Origin of the sequence: Pseudomonas sp. AOB-7, from assembly GCF_003696305.1 — a bacterium.
GTDB lineage: Bacteria > Pseudomonadota > Gammaproteobacteria > Pseudomonadales > Pseudomonadaceae > Aquipseudomonas.
The window spans coordinates 862246-885999 of record NZ_RFFK01000001.1 but is presented as its reverse complement, the minus strand read 5'-3'; the positions used below and the strand labels follow the sequence as shown (position 1 = coordinate 885999).

The 23754-nt window shown below is 67.4% G+C and carries 20 protein-coding genes and 1 other RNA gene; 7 read left to right on the top strand and 14 right to left on the bottom strand.

All coding sequences use genetic code 11. From position 1 onward, the window contains the following. Nucleotides 1–282: 282 nt before the first annotated feature. On the bottom strand, nucleotides 283–1392 hold the full coding sequence (gene ribBA, locus EA796_RS04270) for a bifunctional 3,4-dihydroxy-2-butanone-4-phosphate synthase/GTP cyclohydrolase II (protein ID WP_122107635.1): 1110 nt from the start codon (nucleotides 1390–1392) through the stop codon (nucleotides 283–285). A 79-nt stretch (nucleotides 1393–1471) separates the two neighbouring features. Here ribBA and EA796_RS04265 point away from each other — a divergent pair, with 79 nt between their 5' ends. After that, nucleotides 1472–1759, top strand: coding sequence for a DUF1330 domain-containing protein (locus EA796_RS04265; protein WP_021445956.1), 288 nt, complete (start codon nucleotides 1472–1474; stop codon nucleotides 1757–1759). Nucleotides 1760–1848: 89 nt separating this feature from the next. Here the strand turns inward: EA796_RS04265 and EA796_RS04260 are convergent, their stop codons facing one another. From EA796_RS04260 to EA796_RS04225, 8 genes are all read right to left on the bottom strand, one after another. Further along, on the bottom strand, nucleotides 1849–2412 hold the full coding sequence (locus EA796_RS04260) for an NUDIX hydrolase (RefSeq protein WP_021445955.1): 564 nt from the start codon (nucleotides 2410–2412) through the stop codon (nucleotides 1849–1851). A gap of 4 nt (nucleotides 2413–2416) precedes the next feature. After that, nucleotides 2417–3169, bottom strand: coding sequence for a GntR family transcriptional regulator (locus EA796_RS04255; protein WP_021445954.1), 753 nt, complete (start codon nucleotides 3167–3169; stop codon nucleotides 2417–2419). A gap of 95 nt (nucleotides 3170–3264) precedes the next feature. Next, complete coding sequence (locus tag EA796_RS04250) at nucleotides 3265–3654, bottom strand: carboxymuconolactone decarboxylase family protein (protein ID WP_122107634.1); 390 nt, start codon at nucleotides 3652–3654, stop codon at nucleotides 3265–3267. Nucleotides 3655–3672: 18 nt separating this feature from the next. After that, entirely contained in the window at nucleotides 3673–5112 is a 1440-nt protein-coding gene (locus EA796_RS04245) for an NAD-dependent succinate-semialdehyde dehydrogenase (RefSeq protein WP_122107633.1), read from the bottom strand. 101 nt (nucleotides 5113–5213) lie between these two features. Then, nucleotides 5214–5699 (bottom strand): flavin reductase family protein, encoded by a 486-nt coding sequence (locus tag EA796_RS04240; RefSeq protein WP_021445951.1) that lies wholly within the window; start codon nucleotides 5697–5699, stop codon nucleotides 5214–5216. Between the two features lie 12 nt (nucleotides 5700–5711). Continuing rightward, nucleotides 5712–7193, bottom strand: coding sequence for an aldehyde dehydrogenase (locus EA796_RS04235; protein ID WP_122107632.1), 1482 nt, complete (start codon nucleotides 7191–7193; stop codon nucleotides 5712–5714). Beyond that, on the bottom strand, nucleotides 7190–8023 hold the full coding sequence (locus tag EA796_RS04230; protein WP_021445949.1) for an alpha/beta fold hydrolase: 834 nt from the start codon (nucleotides 8021–8023) through the stop codon (nucleotides 7190–7192). Before EA796_RS04230 ends, EA796_RS04235 begins: the two co-directional genes overlap by 4 nt. Nucleotides 8024–8050: 27 nt before the next feature. Then, nucleotides 8051–8641, bottom strand: coding sequence for an amino acid synthesis family protein (locus tag EA796_RS04225; protein WP_021445948.1), 591 nt, complete (start codon nucleotides 8639–8641; stop codon nucleotides 8051–8053). Nucleotides 8642–8944: 303 nt separating this feature from the next. Here EA796_RS04225 and EA796_RS04220 point away from each other — a divergent pair, with 303 nt between their 5' ends. Next, a complete protein-coding gene (locus EA796_RS04220) occupies nucleotides 8945–10525 on the top strand; it encodes a BCCT family transporter (protein WP_021445947.1) in 1581 nt (526 codons plus the stop codon). A 293-nt stretch (nucleotides 10526–10818) separates the two neighbouring features. Here EA796_RS04220 and ssrA read toward each other — a convergent pair. Then, nucleotides 10819–11175, bottom strand: a transfer-messenger RNA (tmRNA) gene (gene ssrA, locus EA796_RS04215). Nucleotides 11176–11306: 131 nt separating this feature from the next. Between ssrA and EA796_RS04210 the strand changes: the two genes are divergently transcribed. After that, a complete protein-coding gene (locus EA796_RS04210) occupies nucleotides 11307–14222 on the top strand; it encodes an ATP-binding protein (protein WP_122107631.1) in 2916 nt (971 codons plus the stop codon). A 58-nt stretch (nucleotides 14223–14280) separates the two neighbouring features. Here the strand turns inward: EA796_RS04210 and EA796_RS04205 are convergent, their stop codons facing one another. The 3 genes from EA796_RS04205 to EA796_RS04195 all read right to left on the bottom strand — a co-directional run bounded on the left by EA796_RS04205 (nucleotide 14281) and on the right by EA796_RS04195 (nucleotide 17715). Further along, nucleotides 14281–14526, bottom strand: a complete 246-nt coding sequence (locus EA796_RS04205) for a hypothetical protein (RefSeq protein WP_122107630.1) — start codon at nucleotides 14524–14526, stop codon at nucleotides 14281–14283. Nucleotides 14527–14600: 74 nt separating this feature from the next. Continuing rightward, a complete protein-coding gene (locus EA796_RS04200; RefSeq protein ID WP_021445944.1) occupies nucleotides 14601–15821 on the bottom strand; it encodes an RtcB family protein in 1221 nt (406 codons plus the stop codon). 49 nt (nucleotides 15822–15870) lie between these two features. Beyond that, entirely contained in the window at nucleotides 15871–17715 is a 1845-nt protein-coding gene (locus EA796_RS04195; RefSeq protein WP_122107629.1) for a DUF4105 domain-containing protein, read from the bottom strand. Between the two features lie 138 nt (nucleotides 17716–17853). Here EA796_RS04195 and EA796_RS04190 point away from each other — a divergent pair, with 138 nt between their 5' ends. Beyond that, nucleotides 17854–18174 carry a TraR/DksA family transcriptional regulator gene (locus EA796_RS04190; protein WP_122107628.1) on the top strand — a complete coding sequence of 107 codons (321 nt, stop codon included), beginning with the start codon at nucleotides 17854–17856 and terminating at the stop codon, nucleotides 18172–18174. Here EA796_RS04190 and EA796_RS04185 read toward each other — a convergent pair. Further along, entirely contained in the window at nucleotides 18167–19807 is a 1641-nt protein-coding gene (locus EA796_RS04185; protein ID WP_122107627.1) for a cation:proton antiporter, read from the bottom strand. The genes EA796_RS04190 and EA796_RS04185 overlap by 8 nt on opposite strands. A 145-nt stretch (nucleotides 19808–19952) precedes the next feature. Between EA796_RS04185 and EA796_RS04180 the strand changes: the two genes are divergently transcribed. The 3 genes from EA796_RS04180 (at nucleotide 19953) to EA796_RS04170 (ending at nucleotide 23635) form a co-directional block, all read left to right on the top strand. Then, complete coding sequence (locus EA796_RS04180; protein WP_122107626.1) at nucleotides 19953–22442, top strand: Lon protease family protein; 2490 nt, start codon at nucleotides 19953–19955, stop codon at nucleotides 22440–22442. Nucleotides 22443–22607: 165 nt separating this feature from the next. After that, entirely contained in the window at nucleotides 22608–22949 is a 342-nt protein-coding gene (locus tag EA796_RS04175; RefSeq protein ID WP_021443601.1) for a hypothetical protein, read from the top strand. 191 nt (nucleotides 22950–23140) lie between these two features. Continuing rightward, nucleotides 23141–23635: a TIGR00645 family protein gene (locus EA796_RS04170; protein WP_122107625.1), complete on the top strand. Its 495-nt coding sequence runs from the start codon at nucleotides 23141–23143 to the stop codon at nucleotides 23633–23635. Nucleotides 23636–23754: the final 119 nt, after the last annotated feature.

Here is a 23754-nt window from a genome sequence, read left to right as displayed (position 1 = left end):
TGACTGGCCTGGCCGAGGCTGCTTAGGGCGGTTTCCCGGGGCGGGCAGCGTCGGCAAAATATCTCGGCCTACGGGATGTCATATTATGGTATTCCAAGCTTTGTGCAAGGCCCAATCGCGGCGATTTTCGCGGCGCGCGCGGCCGCATCGCCGGCGGCCTGCAGGGGCGGCGCCAGGCTGAACGGGTAAGTGCTTGAAATAGAAAAACAAGAGCGCGGGGCACGGGCGGCCCGGGGCGGGTCGGAGGACGGCGCCGGGGCGGCGCCATCCGTCAGCTCGTGGTCATCCCTGGAACGGGATGCTTTCCACCACTTCCAGGTCATAGCCCGTCAGACCGGCGTACTTGAGCGGCGGGCCGAGGTGGCGCAGCTTGCCCACGCCCAGATCCTGGAGGATCTGCGCGCCGGTGCCCACCTCGGAGTAGATGCGCGATTGCGAGCGGCTGAACTGTCGGCGCGGCTGGGTCAGTTGCGGCACGCGCTCAAGCAGCGCCTGCGACGACTCGTTATTGGCCAGCACCACCACCACCCCGTGGCCGGCCTCCGCCACTTTCTGCAGGGCCGCCCACAGCGTCCAGTTCTGCGGGCCGGTGTACTCGGCGCCGACCAGGTCGCGCAGCGGGTCGATCACGTGCACGCGCACCAGGGTCGGCTCGTCGCGGCGGATCTCGCCCATCACCATGGCCATGTGCACGCCGCCCTCGATGCGATCCTCGTAGGTCACCAGGCGGAAGGTGCCGTGCACCGTGGGCAGCTCGCGCTCGCCGATGCGACTGACGGTGTGCTCGGTGCTCAGGCGGTAGTGGATGAGATCGGCGATGGTACCGATCTTGATGCCGTGCTGCTCGGCGAACTTTTCCAGGTCGGGGCGGCGGGCCATGCTGCCGTCTTCGTTCATCACTTCGACTATCACCGCCGCCGGGCTCAGCCCGGCCAGACGCGCCAGGTCGCAGCCGGCCTCGGTGTGGCCGGCGCGGGTCAGCACGCCGCCCTCGCGGGCGCGCAGGGGGAAGATATGGCCCGGCTGGACCAGGTCGTCCGCGCAGGCACCGGGCGCCACCGCGGTGAGCACGGTGAGGCAGCGGTCGGCGGCGGAGATGCCGGTGGTCACCCCCTGCGCCGCCTCGATGGAGACGGTGAAGGCGGTGGCGAAGGCGCTGCCGTTGGCCGGCACCATCTGCTCCAAGCCCAGGCGCTGGCAATGTTCGTCGGTCAGGGTCAGGCAGATCAGGCCGCGCGCCTCGCGCGCCATGAAGTTGATCGCCGCGGGCGTGCATTTCTCGGCTGCCAGCAGCAGGTCGCCCTCGTTCTCGCGATCCTCGTCGTCGACCAGCAGCACCATCTTGCCTTGGCGGAAGTCTTCGATGATTTCTTCGATGGGGTTGAATGGCATGTCGGGGTCCCGGTGTGGATGTCGGTGAGGTTTAATGGTATACCATAATACCGTATTAACCGAAGCCTGGACGACCGCCATGAAGGCCTACTGGATTGCTCACGTCGATGTCACCGACCCCGCTCGATACGCCGAATACACCAGCCGCGCGCCGGCGGTGTTCGCCCAGTACGGCGGCCGGCTGCTGGCCCGCGGCGGCCGCAGCGAAGCGCTGGAGGGCAGGGCCACGCCGCAGCGCAGCGTGGTGATCGAGTTCGAGTCCTACGAACAGGCGCTGGCCTGCTACCGTTCCGCGCAGTACCAGGCGGCCTGTGCCCAGCGCGCCGGTGCCGCGCAGGCTGAAGTAATCATAGTCGAGGGAATCTAGGCCGGCCGTGGCCTTGCCGTAGCCCGGATGCAATCCAGGCTCCTGAGGTGCACCGTGCGCACCTATGATCAGGCGTCGAGGAAGGCGCCTTAGCGGATAAAGTGCACCTTGCCGCTGTCGTCGTTGCCCATGTAGATGCCGTAGACGCCGGCCTGGCGCTCGTCGATATAGCGCTCGAGGATCTGCCGGATGGCCGGGTAGTAGATGCTTTCCCAGGGAATCTCCTCGGGGGCGAAGAAGCGGTAGGCGAGGGTTTCCGGGCCGTGCTGGCCGCTGATCTCCAGGGCGATGGCGCGGAAGATGATGTACACCTCGCTGATCTTCGGCACGCTGAAGATGGAGTAGGGCGAGACGATCTCGGCGCGGATGCCGCTTTCCTCCCAGACCTCGCGCAGGGCGGCCTGCTCGGTGGTCTCGCCGTTCTCCATGAAGCCGGCCGGCAGCGTCCAGGTGCCCGGGCGCGGCGGGATGGCGCGCTGGCACAGCAGGTACTTGCCGTCCTGCTCGATGATACAGCCGGCGATGACCTTGGGATTCTCGTAGTGGATATAGCCGCAGGCCGCGCACACCAGCCGCTCGTGGGTATCCCCGTGCGGCTGCCGGCGGCTGAGGCCGGGATCGCCGCATTGCGGACAGAAGCGCGGGCTGGGCATGGCGTCAGCGTCCTATGCGCGGCTCTTGCAGCGCGATGGGAGTAACGAAGTCGCGCACCGCGCCCGGTTCGTCCTGCTTGGACTTGAGATAGTCCAGCGCCACCTTGGCCGCGGCGCGCACGTGGTCCACCGAGGCCTGATGCGCGGCCAGCGGGTCGCCGCTCTTGATCGCCTCGACCATGCGCTCCATCTCCTGGTTGCTGCTGCCGCGGCGGTTGCTTTGCGACACCGAGGTGGCACGCAGGTAGCTGATGCGCGCCTGCAGCTGGCGCAGCTGAGTCGCCGCGATCTGGTTGCCGGAGCCTTCCAGCAGCACGTCGTAGAAGCCCTGCACCGAATCGAGCACCTCCTGCAGATCGCCGCTTTCCAGCACCTTGCGGTTCTCCTCTAGGGCCTTTTCCAGGGCGCGGATGTCCTTGGGCTTGGCGTTGAGGGTGAACAGCTGGACGATCAGGCCTTCGAGCACGCAGCGCAGCTCGTAGATGTCGCGCGCGTCCTCCAGGGTGATGATGGCCACGCGCGGGCCCTTGGCCCCGGCGAACTCCACCAGGCCTTCGGACTCCAGGTGACGCAGCGCCTCGCGCACCGAGGTGCGGCTGACGCCCAGGCGCTCGCACAGGTCGCGTTCCACCAGCCGGTCGCCGGGCAGCAGTTGAAAGTTCATGATGGCGCCACGCAACTTGTCCAGCACGATTTCGCGCAGGGTGACGGGGTTGCGATTGACCTTGAAGCTGTCGTCGAGAGGCAAGCGTTTCATAGGGTCCGCTCTGGTTATGGCTGTCCGTAGGAAATAGCAAAAGAGCACCCGGTCGAGGAACCCGGTGCTCTTGGTCTAGCGCATGACGTCGATCCTCAGCCCTTGGCTTCGGCGTCGGCCTCGGCGAAGGCTTCGCGGGCGATGCGGAAGCTGTCGACCGCCGCCGGCACGCCGCAGTAGATGCCGACCTGCAGCAGAATCTCGCGAATCTGCTCGCGGCTGAGACCGTTACGCAGGGCGCCACGAATATGCAACTTCAGCTCGTGGGGCCGATTCAGCGCCGAAATCATGGCCAAGTTTATCATGCTGCGTTCTTGCAGCGACAAACCCTCGCGGCCCCAGACGTGGCCCCAGCAGTACTCGGTGACCAGTTCCTGCAGCGGCCGGCTGAAGTCGTCGGCGTTCTCGATCGACTTGTTGACATAGGCCTCGCCCAGCACCTGGGTGCGGATGGCCAGGCCCTTGTCGTATTTCGCGTTGCTCATGGGGGTTCTCCTTCGCGGTTACAGGCCGCCCATCAGGGTGTACTTGATCTCCAGATAGTCCTCGATGCCGTACTTCGAGCCTTCGCGGCCGAGGCCCGAGGACTTGATGCCGCCGAACGGCGCGACCTCGGTGGAGATCAGCCCTTCGTTGATGCCGACCATGCCGTATTCCAGCGCCTCGCTCATGCGCCAGGCGCGGCCGAGGTCGCGGGTGTAGCAGTAGGCGGCCAGGCCGTACTCGGTGTCGTTGGCCAGGCGCACGGCCTCGGCCTCGTCGCTGAAGCGGAACACCGCGGCCAGCGGGCCGAAGGTCTCCTCGCGGGCCACCTTCATCTCGTCGTGCACCCCGGCCAGCACGGTGGGCAGGAAGAAGCCGTGGCCCAGCGGATGGCGCTCGCCGCCGAGCACCAGGCGCGCGCCCTTGCCCAGGGCGTCCTGCACATGATCTTCGACCTTCTCCACGGCGCGCTGGTTGATCAGCGGGCCGAGCTTGACGCCCTCGACGAAGCCGTCACCGACGGGCAGTTCGGCGACGCGCTCGGCCAGGCGGGCGACGAACGCATCGTGGATGCCGTCCTGCACCAGGAAGCGGTTGACGCACACGCAGGTCTGCCCGGCGTTGCGGTACTTGGCGATCAGCGCGCCGTCCACCGCACGCTCCAGGTCGGCGTCGTCGAAGACGATAAAGGGCGCGTTGCCGCCCAGCTCCAGCGAGACCTTCTTCAGGGTGGCGGCCGACTGCGCCATCAGCAGCTTGCCGATCGGCGTGGAGCCGGTGAACGACAGCTTGCGCACCGCGGCGCTGGCGGTCAGTTCGCCGCCGATGGCCACGGCGTCGCCGGTGACCACGTTGAGGATGCCGGTGGGAATCCCCGCCTGCTCGGCCAGGGCCGCCAGGGCCAGGGCGGAGAAGGGGGTTTCCGGCGCCGGCTTGACGATGCACGGGCAGCCGGCGGCCAGGGCCGGGCCGACCTTGCGGGTGATCATCGCGGCGGGGAAGTTCCACGGGGTAATGGCGGCGACCACGCCGATCGGCTCCTTGCTCACCACGATGCGCGCATCGCCCTTGTGGCTGGGAATGGTGTCGCCATAGATGCGCTTGGCCTCCTCGGCGAACCACTCGATAAAGCTGGCGGCGTAGAGGATCTCGCCCTTCGCCTCGGCCAGCGGCTTGCCCTGTTCCAGGGTGAGCAGCTCGGCCAGCGCGTCGGCGTTGTCCAGAATCAGCGTGTGCCAGCGCTTGAGCAGGCCGCTGCGCTCCTTGGCGGTCAGCGCCCGCCAGGCCGGCCAGGCACGGTTGGCGGCGGCGATGGCCTGGCGGGTTTCGCTGGCGCCCATGTTCGGCACCGTGCCGATCTGCTGGCCGTTGGCCGGGTTGAAGATGGCCTGGGTCGAGCCGTCCTGGGCATCGAGCCAGTGCCCGTCGATATAGGCCTGTTGGCGCAGCAAAGCATTCATGGCGGCTCCCTTGAAAGGTGCGGGCAACGAGCGCTGCGGCTCGCTGCGACGGATGAAAAGGACCGCGACCGAGGGTGAGTGGGCGCGGTCGTAACTGAGGGTCAGGCGATGGAGGGCAGGGCGCCGAGCTTGCCGCGGTGATAGACCATGGGCGTCACCTCCTGCTCGGGCAGGATCAGGTTCTTCACCGCGCCGACGATGATGGCGTGGTCGCCGCCGTCGTACTCGCGCCACAGCTCGCATTCGATGATGGCGGTGGCCTTGGCCAGCAACGGGTTGCCCAGCGCGCTCAGGTGCCAGTCGATGCCCTTGGCCTTGTCCTTGCCCTTGCCGGCGAAGGCGTAGGCCTCGGCCTGCTGGTCGGCGCACAGCAGGTGGATGGCGAACTGCTTGCTGTCGCGCAGCACCGGGTAGGTGTCGGAGGCGTAGTTGGGGCAGAACAGCACCAGCGCCGGGTCGATGGACAGGGCGCTGAAGGCGCTGGCGGTGATGCCGACTATGTCGCCGCCGGCGTCCAGGGTGGTGACCACGGTGACGCCGGATGGGAAGGAGCCCATCACTTCTTTGTAGATGCCTGGTTCGATCATTTCGCAGGTCTCCTAGCGCATGACGAAGGGGTCGGGCATGGGCGCCTGCGAGAGGTTGATCCACACCGTTTTCAGCTCGGTGTAGGCCAGCACCGAATCGATGCCGCTCTCGCGGCCGTAGCCGCTGTTGTGGAAGCCGCCGATCGGCGCCATGGCCGAGACCGCGCGGTAGGTGTTGACCCAGATGATCCCCGAGCGCACGTCTCTCGCCATGCGGTGCGCGCGGCCGAGGTCGCGGGTCCAGATGCCGGCGGCGAGGCCGAACTGCGAGTCGTTGGCCAGCTCCAGGGCCTCGGCCTCGTCCTTGAAACGGATCACCGAGGCGACCGGGCCGAACACCTCTTCCTGCATGATCTTCATCGAGTGGCGGTCGCACTCGAACAGCGTCGGCTCGTAGTACCAGCCCTTGGCGTCGAGCTGCGGGCGCTTGCCGCCCAGGCGCAGGCGTGCGCCCTCGGCCAGGGCGTCGGCAACCAGGCCCTCGACCACGGCGAGCTGCTGCGCGGTGGCCATGGGGCCCATCTCGCTGGCGTCGTCCTGCGGGTTGCCGATGCGGATGCGCTTGGCCCGCTCGATCAGGCGCTCGACGAACTCGTCGTAGATCGCATCCTGCACCAGCAGGCGCGAGCCGGCCACGCAGCTCTGCCCGGAGGCGGCGTAGATGCCGGCCACGGCGCCGTTGATGGCGCTGTCCAGGTCGGCGTCGGCGAAGATAATGTTGGGCGACTTGCCGCCCAGCTCCAGCGACAGCTTGGCGAAGTTCTCCGCGCTGCTGCGCACCACGTGGCGGGCGGTGGCGGCGCCGCCGGTGAAGGCGATCTTGCGCACCAGCGGGTGGCGGGTCAGCGCCGCGCCGGTGCTCGGGCCGAAGCCGGTGACCACGTTGACCACGCCAGGCGGGAAGCCGGCCTCCAGCGCCAGGCGGGCCAGCTCGAGGATGGTCGCCGAGGCATGCTCGGAGGGTTTCAGGACGATGGTGTTGCCGGCCGCCAGAGCCGGCGCCAGCTTGATCGCGGTCAGGTACAGCGGGCTGTTCCAGGGGATGATCCCGGCCACCACGCCGATCGGCTCGTGCGCCGTGTAGGCGAACATCTCCGGCTTGTCGATCGGCAGGGTGCCGCCTTCGAGCTTGTCGGCCAGGCCTGCGGTGTAGTGGAAGAACTCCGGCAGGTAGCCGACCTGGCCGCGGGTCTCGCGGATCAGCTTGCCGTTGTCGCGGCTTTCCAGCTGGGCCAGGTGCTCCTTGTGTTCGGCGATCAGATCGCCCAGGCGGCGCAGCAGCTTGCCGCGCGCGGTGGCATTCAGCTTGCGCCAGGCCGGATTCTCGAAGGCGCGCTGGGCGGCCTGCACGGCGCGCTCGACGTCCTGCTCGTCGGCATCCGGCAGTTCGGCCCAGGGTTCGGCCAGGGCCGGGTTGAGGCTTTCAAAGGTCTTGCCGGACAGCGCATCGAGCCACTGGCCGTCGATGCACATGTGGAAACGGGCGAGTGTCATGCGACTATCCCCTCTGCTGGATTCCGTAGGGTCTGGGCCTGCTGCAGGAAGTTCAGCAGCACCTGGTTGACCAGGCGTGGCGATTCCACCGGCATCATATGCCGCTGCTCGGCGAGCACCGCCACCTGGGCGCCGGGAATGCGCTCGGCCAGTTGTCGGGCCATCTCCGGGGTCGAGCCCGGGTCCAGCTCTCCGGTGGCGATCAGGGTCGGCGCCTGGATGCTGCCCAGGTCGTCGACGCGGTACATGTCCTGGGTGGCGAACAGCTCGTAGGTGGTCAGGTAGCCCTGCGGGTCGTTGCCGGCCAGGGTCTGGCGGATCGCCGCAATCTGCGCCGGGTTGGCCGCCTGGTATTCGCGGCTGAACCAGCGCGACAGGGCTTCCTCGGCGTTGGCGTCCGGGCCGTGTTCGGCGGCCTGGCGGGTGCGCTCGATGACCCCTGCGCGCTGCGCGCTGCTGCGGTTGAACACGCTGTTGAGGATCACCAGGGCCGCGAGCTGCTGCGGCTGGTGCAGGGCGAAGGCCCGCGCCACCAGGCCGCCCATGGAGAAGCCGATGACGCTGGCGCGCTCGATCTGCAGGTGTTCGAGCAGCTCGCGCAGCTGCTCGGCATAGCCGGGCAGGCCGGTGCCCGGCTGCGGGCGCGGGCTGGCGCCGTGGCCGAGCATGTCGTAGGCGATGACCTGGAAATGCGGGGCCAGACCGACGATCTGGCCGCCCCACATTTCCTTGTTCAGGCCGACGCCGTGGATCAGCACCACGGGGTGACCTTGGCCGGTGGCCAGGTAGCTGGTGCCGGCGGGGGTGGATTTAGCGGTGAGCCGAATCATGGAAAGCTCCTGCGCGGGCCTTGAGGATCACTGCGCCTGTTCGGCGGCCAGCTCTTCCAGGTCGATGTAGCGGTTGCCGATGCGCGGATGCAGGCGGCCACCGTTGGCGGCGCCGAGCACCACCACGATCTCGTCGGCGCGCGGCGCGTCCTCGATCTGCATTTCCAGGGTGATGTAGTGCGAGCGCAGGCCCTCGTCGTCCTTGTGCATCATCGGGATCTGGATCGAGGTGCCGGGGCCGCCGCGCTTGTTGGTGAAGCTCAGGTAGCTCTTGGCGTTAACCGCCTGGCGGTAGTGATTGCCGAAGCGCAGGGTGTGGATCACCGCCGAGGCGTGCTCGATCTCGCCGTCGGCGCCGACCACCGCGGCCTTGCCGTAGGCCTCGATCTTCGCCGCGCCGCCGATAGCGGCAGTCAGGCGCTCGACCATCATGGCGCCGAGTTCGGAGCAGTGGGCCTTGATCTCCGGCTTGAGGTCCTCGACGAAACCGCGGCCGAGCCAGGGGTTCTTGATCACCACGGCCAGGCCGACCATGGTCACCGGCTTGTCACTGGCCTTGCCGCCTTCGATCAGGGTTTCTTCGATGTAGCTGACGATCTTGCGGATCTCGAAACTCATGGATGTGCTCCTGTGCGCTGTGGGTTCGGGTGCTGGCTGGCACCGCTCAGTTGGTATCATGGTATACCATAATACGAGATGCGCAAGTCAAGCCTTGCGCTTTTCCCACAATGCCCGTCGGACGGTGACTGGCGGGGGAAGACCATTGATCGGCGGCGTTTCAACAAGACATTGAAATGACGATTTGGTTGATGGTATACCGTAATACATCGCAAGACGATGCCGCCTGCCCGTCGCGCCTGCATGGCGCGGCCCGGCCCTTGCGACGTCCCATCGGTTCATTACAAAAACAAGGAGACGCCTGTGAGCGAACGTCCCAAGAACCACCTCGAACGCGTGTTCGCAGGTGTCAACCCGACCATGGCGATCGCCTCGATCACCATGGTCTTCGCTTTCGTCTTGTTCACCGTGACCAACGCCGAACTGGCCAACGGCATCTACACCGGCGCCAAGGCTTGGATTGAGGGTTCATTGGGCTGGTACTACGTGGCGGTGGTCAGCGCGGTGCTGTTCTTCACCTTCTGGGTCGGCTTCAGCCGCTTCGGCAATCTGCGCCTGGGCCAGGACGATGAACGCCCCGAGTTCAGCAACTTCTCCTGGTTCGCCATGCTGTTCAGCGCCGCGGTCGGCACCGGCCTGCTGTTCTGGAGCATCGCCGAGCCGCTGATGCACATGCAGGGCAACCCCTACATGGAGATGGCCGGGGTGGCCGCGGGCAGCGCCGAGGCCGCGCAGATCGCCCTGCGCATCACCATGTTCCACTGGGGCCTGCACGGCTGGTGCATCTATATAGTGGTGGGCCTGGTGCTGGCCTACTTCACCTACCGGCATAACCTGCCGCTGACCATCCGCTCGGCGCTGTATCCGCTGCTGGGCGAGCGTATCCACGGCCCGATCGGCCACGCGGTGGACCTGCTGGCGATCTTCAGCACCCTGTTCGGCACCGCCACCACCCTGGGCCTGGGCGTGTCGCAGATGAATGCCGGGCTGGGCTACATGTTCGGCTGGGAAATCTCTACCACCAACCAGCTGCTGCTGATCGCCGGCACCTCGCTGGTGGCGACCTTCTCCGCCGTCTCCGGCGTGCGTCGCGGCATTCTTTGGCTCAGCGAGTGGAACATCCGCCTGAGCAGCATCCTCTTCCTGTTCCTGCTGCTGGCCGGGCCGACCGTGTTCCTGCTGGGCCTTTACGCCACCAGCATCGGCGACTACCTGGCCCACTTCATCCCCATGGGGCTGTGGACCGACGCCAACCCCGAGCGCCAGTGGCAAGGCTGGTGGACCATCTTCTACTGGGGCTGGTGGCTGTCCTGGGGCCCGTTCGTCGGCATGTTCATCGCCCGCATCTCCCGTGGCCGCACCGTGCGCCAGGTAGTGGTGGGCGGGATGCTGGCCTCCACCCTCGGCGCCTTCCTGTGGATCGTGATCATGGGCGGCACCGGCGTGTACCTGCAGCTCAACGGTGTCGACCTGGCCAGCGTGGCCAACAGCGACCTGACCATGGTGCTGTACAAGACCATCGAAGGCCTCGGCGTAGAGTGGGCCATCCTGCCCATGGCCGGCCTGGCGACGCTGATGATCGTCAGCTGGTTCGTCACCTCGGCCGATTCGGCGACGCTGGTGATCTGCACCATCCTCTCGATGGGCGACCACAACCCGCCGCAGCGCTACCGCATCATCTGGGGTCTGGGCCTCGGCGCCCTGGCCGGCGTGCTGCTGCTGGCCGGCGGCCTGCAAGGCCTGCAGGCGGCGACCATCGCCGCCGCTCTGCCGTTCTCCCTGGTGCTGCTGCTGATCTGCTATTGCCTGGTCAAGGCGCTGCATCAGGAGGAGGCCGCGCTGCAGCAGGGCTCCGACCTGCGGGTAAGCGCCCGCACGTCCTGAGTACCCGACTCGGGCCTGTCCACATCCTGCGCGGTTGTGGACAGGCCGTTTTCAGCGCGCTGCCGCGTTCCCGAACGGTTGCGATTCAGGGCTCACGCCTTCAAGGCTGGACAACAAGGCCGCCACCCTGGGCGAGGCGAAGTCCTGTCCGCCTCTCAGGAAGTCAGTCATCGTCAAGCCAGATTATTGGTAGCGCGACCCTGCTGTGACACTTTTCGGGACATTCGCAGTCCCTGAAAACACAAAACCCCTGAAATTCTCTAGGAAAATCAGGGGTTTGTGCTTGCTTCAATTGGTGGAGCCGGGGGGATTTGAACCCCCGTCCGCCAGCTCTCCGCTATCGGTTCTACATGCTTAGCCATCTCTACTGAGTTAACTCCGCGCGGCCCGAGTGGCAGGGCGCTTGGAGCGAGCTGTATGAGTTTTAGCCGTTACGTCTACAGCGAACTTGGCGGCGATCCTGTTCTATATGACTGACCAGATCTTCGGGTTTACAGGCATCCCCTAGGGTCAGCTGGCGCCCTTAGGCGGCCAGAGCGTAGTTGTCGTCGTTGGCAACTATGAAGTTGTGGCAGCGGATTTACGAGAACTGTCACCTACTCGGCATGCCCCTCAAGTTTCGTTACCGGCGTCGAATCCTAATCGGCCCCAAAACCTTCGTGGTTACAGCTAGGACGCGGAGTGTACGGCAAAGGTTCCATAACGTCGACTGCGGATTCCAGCGCGGGAAGCTATGATGGCGCCTGGCGTCCCTCTGCGCGCCCTATGGAAAGGAGTCGTCATGCCGAGTTCTAGCCGCTACCCCCTGCGTCAGTGGATCTGGCGGGCCTTCGTGCAGAGCGCGCTGATCCCCTTGATTCTGGTGGAGTCGGTGCTGATCGCGGTGTACCTGCTGAGCAACCAGGCGATCCGCGATGCGCAGGTCGGCCATCTGCAGGAGGCGGCGGTGAAGGACCTGGCCAGTGCCGCGCTGCGCGAGGGGCAGATCGTCGACGGCCGCCTGCGTTCGATCGAATCCCTGGTCCAGGTGTACCGCGACGCGACTCAGCGCGCGCTGCTCGATACCGGCTATCAGGCCGACGAACTGGAGCGTCAGCGCCATACCAGCACCGACAGCGGGGTGTTCTACACCCGCAGCGACGACGGCCGCGCCGCCTCCTTCTACGCCAACAGCACGCCGCCGGCGCAGCAGGATCACGCCAAGGTCATGCGCCTGTCGCAGGTCGACCCGCTGATGCGCTCGATCCAGCAGGCCAACCCGCTGGTGGCGGCGCTCTACTTCAACAGCTGGGACAGCTACAACCGCATCTATCCCTGGTTCGACACGCCGGCGCAGTATCCCCATGACATGGTGATCCCGGATTACAACTTCTATTACCTGGCCGACGCCAAGCACAACCCCGAGCGCAAGGTGGTGTGGACCGAGGTGTACCTCGATCCGGCCGGCCTCGGCTGGATGATGTCGGCCATCGCCCCGGTCTACCGCGGCGATTTCCTCGAGGGCGTGGTGGGCCTGGACATCACCGTCGGCCAGGTGCTCGGCGAGATCGCCGAGCTCAACGTGCCCTGGCAGGGCTACGCCATGCTGGTCAGCCACGACCACAACATCATGGCGCTGCCGGCCGCCGGCGAGCTGGATTTCGGCCTGCGCGAGCTGACCCATTACTCCTACGAGGAGGCGGTACGGCGCGAGGTGCTCAAGCCCGAGGACTTCAACCTGGCCAAGCGCGAGGGCATGGAGCCGCTGCTGCAGGCGATGAACGAGGGCCGCGGCAACGTCCAGGAGGTGCTGCTTGGCGGGCGCAAGCAGCTGGTGGCCTGGAGCGAGATTCCGCAGACCGGCTGGCGCCTGTTGCTGGTGGTGGACGAGGAGCAGATCTTCCACGACACCAACCAGCTGGCCGAGCGCTACCTGCAGATCGGCTACCTGTTGATCGCCGGCCTGCTGGCCTTCTACCTGATGTTTTTCGCCTGGATGTGGCTGCGTTCGCGGCACCTGAGCAACCAGCTGGCGCACCCCATCGCCGATATCGTCGAGATGGCCGGCAGCCTGGGCCAGGGCAACTACCTGCCGGCGGCGCCGGACAGCCGGATCGCCGAAGTCAGTCGCCTGGCGGACGCGATGCAGCAGGCCGGGCGCCAGCTGCAGGCCAGCGAGCAGGAGCGCCAGGAGGCGCAGAACATCCTCCAGCTGGTGCTGGAGAGCACCACCGAGAGCCTCTGGCAGATCAACGCTCGCGACCTGACCATCGAGCTCAGCGACCGCTTCGTGCGGCGCTTCGGCCTGGGTGCGCGTCACTTGAGCCTGAGCGAGTTCAACCAGCGCGTGCACCCGGACGACCTGGAGCGCCTGCGCCACCTGCGCAAGCACTTCGCCGAGAGCGGTGACGAGCATTTCGACGCCGAGTACCGCTACCTCGACTGCCAGGGCCAGTACCTCTGGCTGCTCAGTCGCGGCAAGGTGCTGGAGCGCGACGCCAAGGGCTGGCCGCTGCGCGTGGCCGGCACCCATGTCGACATCACCCGTCTCAAGCAGGTGCAGGAGGAGTTGCGCCACGCCAGCCTCGAGGCCCTGGCCGCCAGCCAGGCCAAGAGCCGTTTCCTGTCGAGCATGAGCCACGAGCTGCGCACGCCGCTCAACGCCATCCACGGCTTCGCCCAGCTGATCGAGATGGAGGCGCAGGACAAGGCCGATGCCAAGCTGGAGTGCGACTACGCCCACGAGATCGTCAATGCCAGTCGCCATCTGACCGCCTTGGTCGACGACATCCTCGACCTGTCGAGCATCGAGAGCCGCCGTCAGCAGCTGCAGTTGCAGCCCCTGGAGATTGGCAGCCTGCTGGCCGGCTGCGCCGAGCTGGTGCAGCCCGAGGTGCAGCAGCGCCAGCTGCAGCTGCAGGTGATGGCCGCGGCCGAGCCGCCGCTGTTCGTCCAGGGCGACCCGCGCCGGGTGCGGCAGATCCTGCTCAACCTGCTGTCCAACGCGATCAAGTACAACAGCCCGCAGGGCCTCATCCGCATGGGCTACGAGGTGCGCGCCGATTGCGTGCGGCTGTGGGTCGACGACACCGGCCCGGGGCTGTCCGGCGAGCAGCAGGCGCAGCTGTTCCAGCCGTTCCAGCGCCTCGGTCGGGAGAGTTCGAACATTCCCGGCACCGGCATCGGCTTGGTGCTCTGCCGCGAGCTGGCCAGCCTGATGGACGGCGAGATCGGCGTGCGCAGCGAGCCGGGTGTGGGCAGCCGCTTCTGGCTCGACCTGCCCAGCGCCGCGCGGCCGGACGAGACCGACGCCACCGCGCCGGCGCAGTCGGCGCAAAGCGAGCGGCGCCTCGTGCAGGTGCTGTGCGTGGAGGATCACCCGGCCTGCCTGAAGATTCTCCAGGAGGCGCTGCGCGAGTTCGCCGAGGTGCGTGGCGCGGGTACCCGTCAGCGCGCGCTGGCCGAGCTGCAGGACAACGAGCCGGCGCTGTTGCTGCTGGATATCGACCTGCCGGACGGCAACGGCCTGGAGATACTCGACGCCATGCGCGCCGAGCCACGGCTGCGCGAGGTGCCGGTGCTGGTGATCAGTGCGGTGGCCGACCAGGCGCTATTCGAGGAAGCCAGGGCGCGCGGGGCCTCTGCCTGCCTGAGCAAGCCGGTGGACTTGCAGGAGGTGCGGCATCTGGCGCTGGAGCTGCTCTACACCGGCTACTAGGCAGCAGTGCTGCAGGCGCCGCCAGGCCGGCGCCTACGACCAGCAACTGAGCCGGCGACTACTCGCTGGCTTCCAGCAGATTGATGGCTTCGCCCAGCACCTTGACCGATTCGCTGTGGTTGCCGGCCTTGTGCAGGGCTTCGCCTTCGGCGCGCAGTTCCTTCACCTTGGCCAGCACGGTGGGGTCGGCCGGTGGGTCGCTTTGCAGCATGGCGTCGATCTTGGCCATGTCCGCCGGACAGTGCATCGCCCAGAGGGGTGCGCTGAGCAGGGCGGCGGCGAAGAAGGCGGTTAGGCGGCGCATGATGGCTCTCCAGAACGGGACGGTGGGACCTTCAGTATAGAAAGCCGTGTCGCGGCGTCATCTCCGCCGGTCACTCAGCCCTTCACGCACACCAGCTGGCGCAGGCTGTGCACCACTTCGACCAGGTCGCGCTGGGCCGCCATCACCGCCTCGATGTCCTTGTAGGCCATGGGGATTTCGTCGATCACGTCCTTGTCCTTGCGGCATTCGACGTGGGCGGTGGCGCGCAGCTGGTCGGCCAGGTCGAAGCGCTTCTTCGCCTGGCTGCGGCTCATCACCCGGCCGGCGCCGTGGCTGCAGGAGCAGAACGCCTCGGCATTGCCCAGGCCGCGCACTATGTAGCTGCGCGTGCCCATGGAGCCGGGGATGATGCCCAGCTGGCCTGGCTGCGCCGACACCGCGCCCTTGCGCGTGACCAGCACCTCGCGGCCGAAGTGGCGTTCCTGCTGCACGTAGTTGTGGTGGCAGTCCACCGCCTCCAGCTGCGCCTCGAACGGCCGGCCGAGCACCTGGCGGGTGGCCGCGATCACCGCCTGCAGCATCAGTGCGCGGTTCTGCCGGGCGTAGTCCTGGGCCCAGCCGACCGCCTCGAGGTAGTCGGCGAAGTGGCGGCTGCCTTCCTCGAAGTAGGCCAGGTCCTTGTCCGGCAGGTTGGCCAGGTGCTGGCGCATGTCGGCCTGGGCCAGCTCGATGAACAGGTTGCCGATGGCGTTGCCGACGCCGCGCGAGCCGCTGTGCAGCATCAGCCAGACGCGGTCGGCCTCGTCCAGGCAGAGTTCGATGAAGTGATTGCCGCCGCCCAGGGTGCCGAGGTGCACACGGTGGTTGCTCTTCTCCAGGCGCGGGTGCTTGGCGCAGATTGCCCGGAAGCGCCCGGCCAGGGCGCGCCAGGCCGCGTCGGTGGCGGCCGGCACCTCGTCCCAGGCGCCGACGTCGCGCTTGCCGAAGCTCTTGCCGTGCGGCACCGCGCGTTCGATGGCGCTGCGCAGGCGGTGCAGGTTGTCCGGCAGATCCGTGGCGCGCAGCGAGGTGCGCGCGGCGACCATGCCGCAGCCGATATCCACGCCGACCGCGGCGGGGATGATGGCGCCGAGGGTGGGGATCACGCTGCCGATGGTCGAGCCCTTGCCCAGGTGCACGTCCGGCATCACCGCCAGGTGCTTGAAGATAAAGGGCATCCGCGCGGTATTGAGCAGTTGCCGGCGGGCTTCGTCCTCCACCGGCACGCCGCGGGTCCAGAGCTTGATCGGTTTGCCGCCGGCGACGTGCAGCAGCTGCGGGCCGTGGTCGTTCATGCAGGGGTTCCAGGCTGGTGCGACAAGGCTATTGTGCGCCTGCCGGCGCTCAATAGTGATACCAGCGCAGCTCCAGCTTCACCTCGTTGACCGGCGCGGCGAGCTGGCTGAACTCGCGCTGGGCGCTCAGGCGCAGGCCGAGGTCGGTGCGCACTTCCCATTGCTGGTTCAGCGACAGGCGACGGCGTACCTCGCCGTTGTGGAAGTAGTCGCCGGCCGCCTCAAGGGTCAGGTTGCCCAGCGCGTTGCGCCACAGCAGGCCGGTGTTGAAGCCCAGCGCCGGGGCGACGAAGGCGGCGAAGTCGCGGTTGTGCTCCAGGCGCGCGGTGGCCAGGGCGAAGCCCAGGGTGCCAGCGCCGAGCTGCCAGGTGGCGCCGCCGCCGCCGCCGACATGCGCCACCAGCGGGCTGTCGCCGTCTGCGCCGAGCACCCGTTCCAGGCCGCCGCCGACCTGCCAGGACCAGGGTTGGAGCAGGGCGTCGCGCGGCGTCAGCGAGCGGATGTTGGCCAGGTCCAGGCGCTGCACTTGCCAGTGGTTGCCCTCGTACTGGCGCAGCTTGAGCTGGGCGATCTCGATCTGCGCGCCGAGGGGGAAGCCGTCGAGGTTGTCGTTGAGGTCGTGGTAGGCCATGCGCAGGCCGTACTCGGCGAAGGCGCGATCCTCGCGGCTGCCGCCGGCCAGCTGCCAGGTGCGTGACTGGTGGCCTTCCTCGGGCAGCAACGGGCGTTGCAGCGCCAGCGGCGGCGGCGGGTTGCGGTTGACCGCGCCGAGCAGCTGGAAACTGCGCTCGGCGGTCTCGCCCGTGCGCGCCTCGCCGCTGGCGCGGTAGCGCACCAGGCGGAAGGCGGCGTCCTGGATCAGCGCGCGGCGCTCGCTCTGCAGGCTCTGGAAGGGCGCGGCGCCGAGCTGCGCGGAGTCGCTGGCCAGGCTCAGCACCCAGGCCTTTTCCGCCGCACCCAGCGGCGCGGCGCGGCCCAGCAGTTCGCGCTCGCGCGAGGGGCGGTAGTCGATGCGTTCGATCAGCCCGGCGTCCTTGACCGCGCGCACGGTGTCGGTGGGGATGGCGGTGATCGGGAAGTGCTCGGTCAGCTCGATGCCGGGGCGGGCGATCTCCAGCAGTTCGAGCAGGCGGTAGGAGCAGTTCTCGTCGAAGAAGAAGTAGTCGAAGCGCACCTGCTTGAGTTCCCACACGTGCTCGACCATGCGCCCGGTTTCCTCGGGGCTCAGGTTGAGGCGGTATTCCCACAGGTCGCGGTTTTCCAGGCGGCTGTACTCGCTGAGTTTCTCGCGGTAGGGCACCAGGGCGAACAACCCGGGATAGCCGCCCATCAGTCCGCGCCAGGCGTAGAGGATGCTGTTGTCGTCGCCCTCGATAAAGGCGCCGAAGTTCAGCGCGTAGCTGAGCAGGGCGGTGTTGTGGCTGTCGACGTCGGCCTGGTCGATGCGCAGCAGGGTGTGGCCGAACATCGACGAGGGGCTGTTGAGGTAGGCGGCGGGGAACACCAGCACGGTGCTGTGCGGATTGACGTCGGCGAACCAGGCGCGGTACTCGGCGCAGTCCGGGCTGGGCAGGTCAGTCAGCGCCAGGCGCTCCTTCAGCCAGCGGGTGCGCGCCGGGTAGACGCATTGCGGGTGGCGGTCGCCCAGCTCGGCCGGCTGGTACAGGGCCTCGAGCGTGGCGGCCAGCTCCGCGGCCGGATCGCTGGCGCCAGCCTCGGCGAGGAAGAAGGCCTGGTCGTCGACGTAGCTGCGCCAGCCGCCGAGCTTGCCGGTCTCGTAGTGGCCGAGGGCAATCCAGTAGGGATCGGCGGCCAATGTGGCCAGCGGCGTGGGCGAGGCGGCCTGCAGCGGCAGGCTGAGGCTCAGGGCGAGGGCGGCGAATGTCCGTTTCAAGGTCGCTGTTCTTCTAATAGTGGCGATGGCCGAGCTTTGGCCAGGCGCGTGGCGGGTGTCAAGGCGGCGCTTGCGCGGTTGCCGTGCAACTTGGCCGGCAGCGGCCACACTTAAGTCATAGCCTCGAGGAGTTGCATCATGACCGCCCACGACACCGCCGCCGTGCTCGACGCCCTGCTGGCCGAGTACGGCGCCCGCGCCAACGCCATCCGCCGCGACCTGGGGCGCAGCCATTCGGCGGATTTCGCCGAGCAGGCGCAGCAACGGCAGAACGACGAGGTGCTCGAGGCGCTGCTGGCCGAGGCCGAGGCCGCCTTGCGCCAGGTCGGCTTGGCCAAGCAGCGCCTGGCCGAGGGCCGCTACGGCGAATGCCAGCGCTGTGGCGAGCCGATCGAAGCCGGCCGGCTCAGGGCGCTGCCGGCGGCGGAATTCTGCCTGCGCTGCGCCGCGCTCAACTGAGCGGCTGGCCGACCTCTTCCAGTAGCCGCCGCGCGGCCGAGTCGGCGGCGTCGATATAGGGCTGCAGCACGCTGGCCGCGCCGGCGCGGGTGAAGGCCTCCAGGTCGCCCTCGCGGAAGGCGCTCAAGGTCACCTGGCCGCGGAAGCCGGCGCTGCGCGCGGCGCGCAGTAGGATGGCGTTGACCTCGCGCTGGGGGATGGTGCTGACCAGCGCGCGCGCCTGCTGCAGCGGCAGATGGGCGATGAAGTCGTGATCCTCGGCATCGCCGTAGCACACCGTCAGGCCGGTGCGCCGGGCACTGGCCAGGGCTTCCGGGTTGAAATCGACGCCGAGCACGCGCAGCCCGGCGTCTTCCAGGCGGTGCGCCAGCTGGCGGCCGTAGCGGCCCAGGCCATAGACGATCACCTCCGGCTGCTGGCTGTCGCTGGCGCTGTCGGCGGCGTTCTCGCGGTGCGCCACGCGCCGCTCGAACGGCCCCAGCCAGGGCGACAGGCGCTCGAACAGCGGCTGGGCGTAGAGAATCATGTAGGTGGACAGGGTGATGGTGATCACCCCCACCAGGGTGGTCAGGCCCAGGGCTTCGCCGCCGACGTGGCCGAGGCCGATGCCCATGGCGACGAAGATGATCGAGAACTCGCTGATCTGCGCCACGGTCAGCCCGGCCATGAAGCCGGTGCGCTTGCGGTAGCCCATCGCGCCCATGATCGCCATGACGATCAGCGGGTTGCCGATCAGCACGAACAGCGACAGCAGCAGGGCGCTGCCGAGCTGACCCTGGAAATGGGTGAAATCCAGCTGGATGCCCAGGTGCAGGAAGAAGAACAGCAACAGGAAGTCGCGCAGGCTGGTCAGGCGGCTGGCGATGGCCTCGCGCAGCGGCGTCGAGGCCAGGCAGAAACCGGCGATAAAGGCGCCGATCTCCTTGGACAGGCCCAGCGCCTCGGCGCCGCCGGCCAGCAGCGTGCCCCAGGCGATGGCCACCAGCATCAGCAGCTCCGGCGAGCGCGCCATGGGGGCGAGCAGGTGCGGCAGGGCGTAGCGCATCAGGATGTAGAGCAGGATCAGGCTGCACAGCAGTACCGTGATCAGCGCCAGCGGCGACAGGCCCTGGCGTTCGCCCGCCGCCGGCTGGTAGAGGTTGATCGCCAGCATGGCCAGCACCACGGCGATGTCCTGCACGATCAGAAAACCCATGGCGATGCGCCCGTGCAGCGAATCGATCTCGCCTTTGTCCGACAGCAGCTTGACGATGATGATGGTGCTGGAGAAGGTCAGCGCCACCGCCACGTAGGTGGCGGTCAGCCAGTCCAGGCCGAGCAGGCGGCACAGCAGCAGGCCGAACAGGATGGTGAAGGTGAGCTGGCCCAGCCCGGTGGCCAGCGCCACCGGGCCGAGGGTGCGCACCAGGCGCATGTCCAGTTTCAGGCCGACCACGAACAGCAGCACGGTGATGCCGATCTCGGCCAGCAGTCCGAGCGAGGCGTGGTCGCCGGACAGGTTCATCGCCGCCGGACCGGCGAGGATGCCGACCAGGATGTAGGCGATGATCAGCGGCTGGCGCAGGCGCACCGCCAGCATCCCGAACAGCGCGGAGAGGGTGAGCAGGGCGGCGATTTCCTGGAATAGGCTCATGCGGGGCGTCCGGTGAGAGGAGCGCGACACTTTAAGCGGCACTGGGCGCAGGAGGCTGCCCTGGATCAAGCTTAGCGCTTGTCCGGGGCCGCGGATGGGGCCATGATTTCCCCCAGGCCCCTGCCTTCCCGCCTAAGGATTTACGATGCCCGACTCCGTTGCTGCCAGCCTGCGGCTGCCGCCCGACTCCCTGACCCGCCCCTTCGCCCCCGAGCAGTTCAACTTCACCAGCACCGACGACCTCGAACCCTTCCGCGGCGTGCTCGGTCAGGCTCGCGCGGTGGAGGCCCTGCAGTTCGGCGTGGCCATGCCGCGCCCCGGCTACAACGTGTTCGTCATGGGCGAGCCGGGTACCGGACGCTTCTCCTTCGTCCAGCGCTACCTCAAGGCCGAGGCCAAGCGCATGGAGACCCCGGCCGACCGGGTCTACGTCAACCACTTCGACGAGCCGCGCGAGCCGCGCGCGCTGGAACTGCCGGCCGGCACCGCGAGCGATTTCATCGCCGACATCAACCAGTTGATCGACAACCTGCTGGCCACCTTCCCGGCGGTGTTCGAGACGCCCACCTACCAGCAGAAGAAGAGCGCCATCGACCGCTCCTTCAACAAGCGCTACGACCAGGCGCTGGACGTGATCGAGAAGCTGTCGCTGGAGAAGGGCGTGGCCCTGTACCGCGACAGCAGCAATATCGCCTTCACCCCGATGGCCGACGGCAAGGCGCTGGACGAGGCCGAGTTCGCCCAGCTGCCGGAGGCCGAGCGCGAGCGCTTCCACGCCGACATCGCCCTGCTCGAGGAGCGCCTCAACGAGGAGCTGGCCAGCCTGCCGCAGTGGAAGCGCGAGTCGAGCAACCTGCTGCGCCAGCTCAACGAGGAGACCATCACCGTCGCCCTGCAGCCGCTGCTGGCGCCGCTGTCGGAGAAATACGCGGAGAACGCCGGCGTCTGCGCTTATCTGCAGGCGATGCAGGTCAATCTGCTGAAGACCGCGGTCGAGCAGCTGGTCGACGTCGACAAGGCCGACCCGCAGCTGCGTAAGCTGCTCGAGGAGCAGTACTGCCCGAGCCTGGTGGTCGGTCACCACGCCAACGGCGGCGCGCCGGTGGTGTTCGAGTCGCACCCGACCTACGACAACCTGTTCGGCCGCATCGAATACAGCTCCGACCAGGGCGCGCTGTACACCAGCTACCGCCAGCTGCGCCCCGGCGCGCTGCACCGCGCCAACGGCGGCTACCTGGTGGTGGAGGCGGAGAAGCTGCTCAACGAGCCCTTCGTCTGGGAGGCGCTCAAGCGCGCCCTGCATTCGCGCCAGCTGAAGATGGAATCGCCGCTGGGCGACCTCGGCCGCATCGCCACCGTGACCCTCAATCCGCAGGTCATCGCGCTGCAGCTGAAAGTCATCATCATCGGCTCGCGCCAGCTCTACTACGCGCTGCAGGACCACGACCCGGACTTCCAGGAGATGTTCCGCGTGCTGGTCGACTTCGACGAGGACATTCCCCTGGCCGAGGACAGCCTGGAGCAGTTCGCCCAGTTGATGAAGACGCGCACCTCGGAGGAGGGCATGGCGCCTTTGACCGGCGCGGCGGTGGCGCGCCTGGCCACCTACAGCGCGCGCCTGGCCGAGCATCAGGGCCGTCTGTCGGCACGCATCGGCGACCTGTTCCAGCTGGTCAGCGAGGCAGACTTCATCCGCCACCTGGCCGGCGAGACGCTCACCGACGTCGGCCATATCGAGCGCGCCCTCAAGGCCAAGGCCACCCGCACCGGGCGGGTGTCGGCACGGATCATCGACGACATGCTGGCCGGCATCATCCTGATCGACACCTGCGGCGCCGCGGTCGGCAAGTGCAACGGCTTGACCGTGCTGGAAGTGGGCGACTCGGCCTTCGGTGTGCCGGCGCGCATCTCCGCTACCGTCTATCCCGGCGGCAGCGGCATCGTCGACATCGAGCGCGAAGTCAGCCTGGGCCAGCCGATCCACTCCAAGGGGGTGATGATCCTCACCGGTTTTCTTGGCAGCCGCTACGCCCAGGAATTCCCCCTGGAGATTTCCGCCAGCATCGCCCTGGAGCAGTCCTACGGCTACGTCGACGGCGACAGCGCTTCGCTCGGCGAGGTCTGCACGCTGATCTCGGCCCTGTCGCGCACGCCGCTTAAGCAGTGCTTCGCCATCACCGGCTCGATCAACCAGTTCGGCGAAGTGCAGGCGGTCGGCGGGGTCAACGAGAAGATCGAGGGCTTCTTCCGCCTGTGCGAGGCACGCGGCCTGACCGGCGAGCAGGGGGTGATCATCCCCCATTCCAACGTCAGCAACCTGATGCTCGACGACCGCGTGCTGCAGGCGGTGCGCGCCGGCCAGTTCAACGTCTACGCCGTGCGCCACGTCGACGAGGCGCTGAGCCTGCTGGTCGGCGAGGCGGCCGGCCATCCGGACGAGCAGGGCCGCTTCCCCAAGGGCAGCGTCAATGCGCGGGTGGTCGAGCGCCTGCGCGAAATCGCCGAGATCGACCTGGAGGAAGACGGCAAGCACGCCGAGGCGGCCAAGGCCAAGGCCGAAGCCGAGCCCGTCGCCGCCAAGCCGGCCAAGGCGCCGCGGCGCAAGAAGGGCGAAGGCGAGGGCGCCGCGGGCTGAGCAAATCTTGCACGATTGTCCCGGATCGCCCGGGGCAACCGTGCCGGTATCGTTGTTCAGCCGTCATGCACAGAGTTATCCACAGATTGCGGGGATAACTTTGGCCTTCACAGTGCGGCCGCTCGGGGTGTAGGCTGGAGCCTGGAATCCGCGAGGGTCGCCGCCATGCCGCGTAGCCTCTGCCTTACCCGCCAATGCCTGGGCCTGGTCACTCGTATCGAATGCGTGATCCGGCCGCTGGCCGGGGAAAACGGACTTTGGACGCTGCTCTGCGCGGCCGGCATGTCCGGCGCGCAACCCTCGGCGATCAAGGCACAGGGCCCGTTCTACGGGCCTTTTGTCGCCGAAGGGGTGCTAGCGTCCATCGCCGAGAGCCTGGCCCAGCAGGGCTATGCCGAATGCTTCGAACCACCCATCTGGCGCCTGCACCTGCAGGCCGAGCTACGTCGCCTCAACGGCGAGCGCCGTCGACCCACCGGGTGCTACCAGTTCCAGCCGGAGACCTGAGGGTCACATCTGCGCGGCTTTTGTACAGCGCCGCCCAGGCCGCAGGCCATGCCCCGTCGCGCCGCGCAAGGCGCCATTGCCCACAGCTTTATCCACAGAAAGCGTGGATAACCGCCGAGGCCGTCGCGCGCTTTGTCTGGCGCGGGCGGCTGGGTATACTCGCGCCAGTTTTGACCCTGCAGTGAGTCCCTATGGAACGCCTCATCGAAAACGCCATGTACGCCTCGCGCTGGCTGCTGGCCCCGATCTACTTCGGCCTGTCGCTGGCGGTGCTGGCGCTGTCGATCAAGTTCTTCCAGGAGCTGTACCACATCCTGCCGCAGATCTTCACCCTCGCCGAAGCCGACGTGATCCTCAAGCTGCTGTCGCTGATCGACATGGCTCTGGTCGGTGGCCTGCTGGTGATGGTGATGCTGTCCGGCTACGAGAACTTCGTCTCGCGCCTGGACATTCGCGAAGGCACCGAGAAGCTCAACTGGCTGGGCAAGATGGACTCCGGCTCGCTGAAGATGAAGGTGGCCGCCTCCATCGTGGCGATCTCCTCGATCCACCTGCTCAAGGTGTTCATGGACGCCAAGAACTACGACCTCGAATACCTCAAGTGGTACGTGATCATCCACCTGACCTTCGTCGGCTCGGCCTTTGCCATGGGCTATCTGGACAAGCTGACCAAGTACGACGGCTGAGTCGTCCCGGGGCTCCACCGCCGCCCGGCCGTTGCAAAACGGACGGGCGGTTTGCTTTCTGCCTTGTGCTTTTATCTACTTGTACAAAAATTGTATATGAAGTGATTTTTGTATAGCTT

What these genes read in the sequence shown, in the direction of transcription:
- EA796_RS04170 (WP_122107625.1), top strand. Translation starts at nt 23,141, where the DNA reads ATGGAACGCCTCATCGAAAACGCCATGTACGCCTCGCGCTGGCTGCTG.
- EA796_RS04240 (WP_021445951.1), bottom strand. Translation starts at nt 5,699, where the DNA reads ATGATCGAACCAGGCATCTACAAAGAAGTGATGGGCTCCTTCCCATCC.
- EA796_RS04190 (WP_122107628.1), top strand. Translation starts at nt 17,854, where the DNA reads ATGACCGCCCACGACACCGCCGCCGTGCTCGACGCCCTGCTGGCCGAG.
- EA796_RS04200 (WP_021445944.1), bottom strand. Translation starts at nt 15,821, where the DNA reads ATGAACGACCACGGCCCGCAGCTGCTGCACGTCGCCGGCGGCAAACCG.
- EA796_RS04245 (WP_122107633.1), bottom strand. Translation starts at nt 5,112, where the DNA reads ATGAATGCTTTGCTGCGCCAACAGGCCTATATCGACGGGCACTGGCTC.
- EA796_RS04255 (WP_021445954.1), bottom strand. Translation starts at nt 3,169, where the DNA reads ATGAAACGCTTGCCTCTCGACGACAGCTTCAAGGTCAATCGCAACCCC.
- EA796_RS04265 (WP_021445956.1), top strand. Translation starts at nt 1,472, where the DNA reads ATGAAGGCCTACTGGATTGCTCACGTCGATGTCACCGACCCCGCTCGA.
- EA796_RS04205 (WP_122107630.1), bottom strand. Translation starts at nt 14,526, where the DNA reads ATGCGCCGCCTAACCGCCTTCTTCGCCGCCGCCCTGCTCAGCGCACCC.
- ribBA (WP_122107635.1), bottom strand. Translation starts at nt 1,392, where the DNA reads ATGCCATTCAACCCCATCGAAGAAATCATCGAAGACTTCCGCCAAGGC.
- EA796_RS04180 (WP_122107626.1), top strand. Translation starts at nt 19,953, where the DNA reads ATGCCCGACTCCGTTGCTGCCAGCCTGCGGCTGCCGCCCGACTCCCTG.
- EA796_RS04175 (WP_021443601.1), top strand. Translation starts at nt 22,608, where the DNA reads ATGCCGCGTAGCCTCTGCCTTACCCGCCAATGCCTGGGCCTGGTCACT.
- EA796_RS04185 (WP_122107627.1), bottom strand. Translation starts at nt 19,807, where the DNA reads ATGAGCCTATTCCAGGAAATCGCCGCCCTGCTCACCCTCTCCGCGCTG.
- EA796_RS04210 (WP_122107631.1), top strand. Translation starts at nt 11,307, where the DNA reads ATGCCGAGTTCTAGCCGCTACCCCCTGCGTCAGTGGATCTGGCGGGCC.
- EA796_RS04225 (WP_021445948.1), bottom strand. Translation starts at nt 8,641, where the DNA reads ATGAGTTTCGAGATCCGCAAGATCGTCAGCTACATCGAAGAAACCCTG.
- EA796_RS04230 (WP_021445949.1), bottom strand. Translation starts at nt 8,023, where the DNA reads ATGATTCGGCTCACCGCTAAATCCACCCCCGCCGGCACCAGCTACCTG.
- EA796_RS04250 (WP_122107634.1), bottom strand. Translation starts at nt 3,654, where the DNA reads ATGAGCAACGCGAAATACGACAAGGGCCTGGCCATCCGCACCCAGGTG.
- EA796_RS04235 (WP_122107632.1), bottom strand. Translation starts at nt 7,193, where the DNA reads ATGACACTCGCCCGTTTCCACATGTGCATCGACGGCCAGTGGCTCGAT.
- EA796_RS04260 (WP_021445955.1), bottom strand. Translation starts at nt 2,412, where the DNA reads ATGCCCAGCCCGCGCTTCTGTCCGCAATGCGGCGATCCCGGCCTCAGC.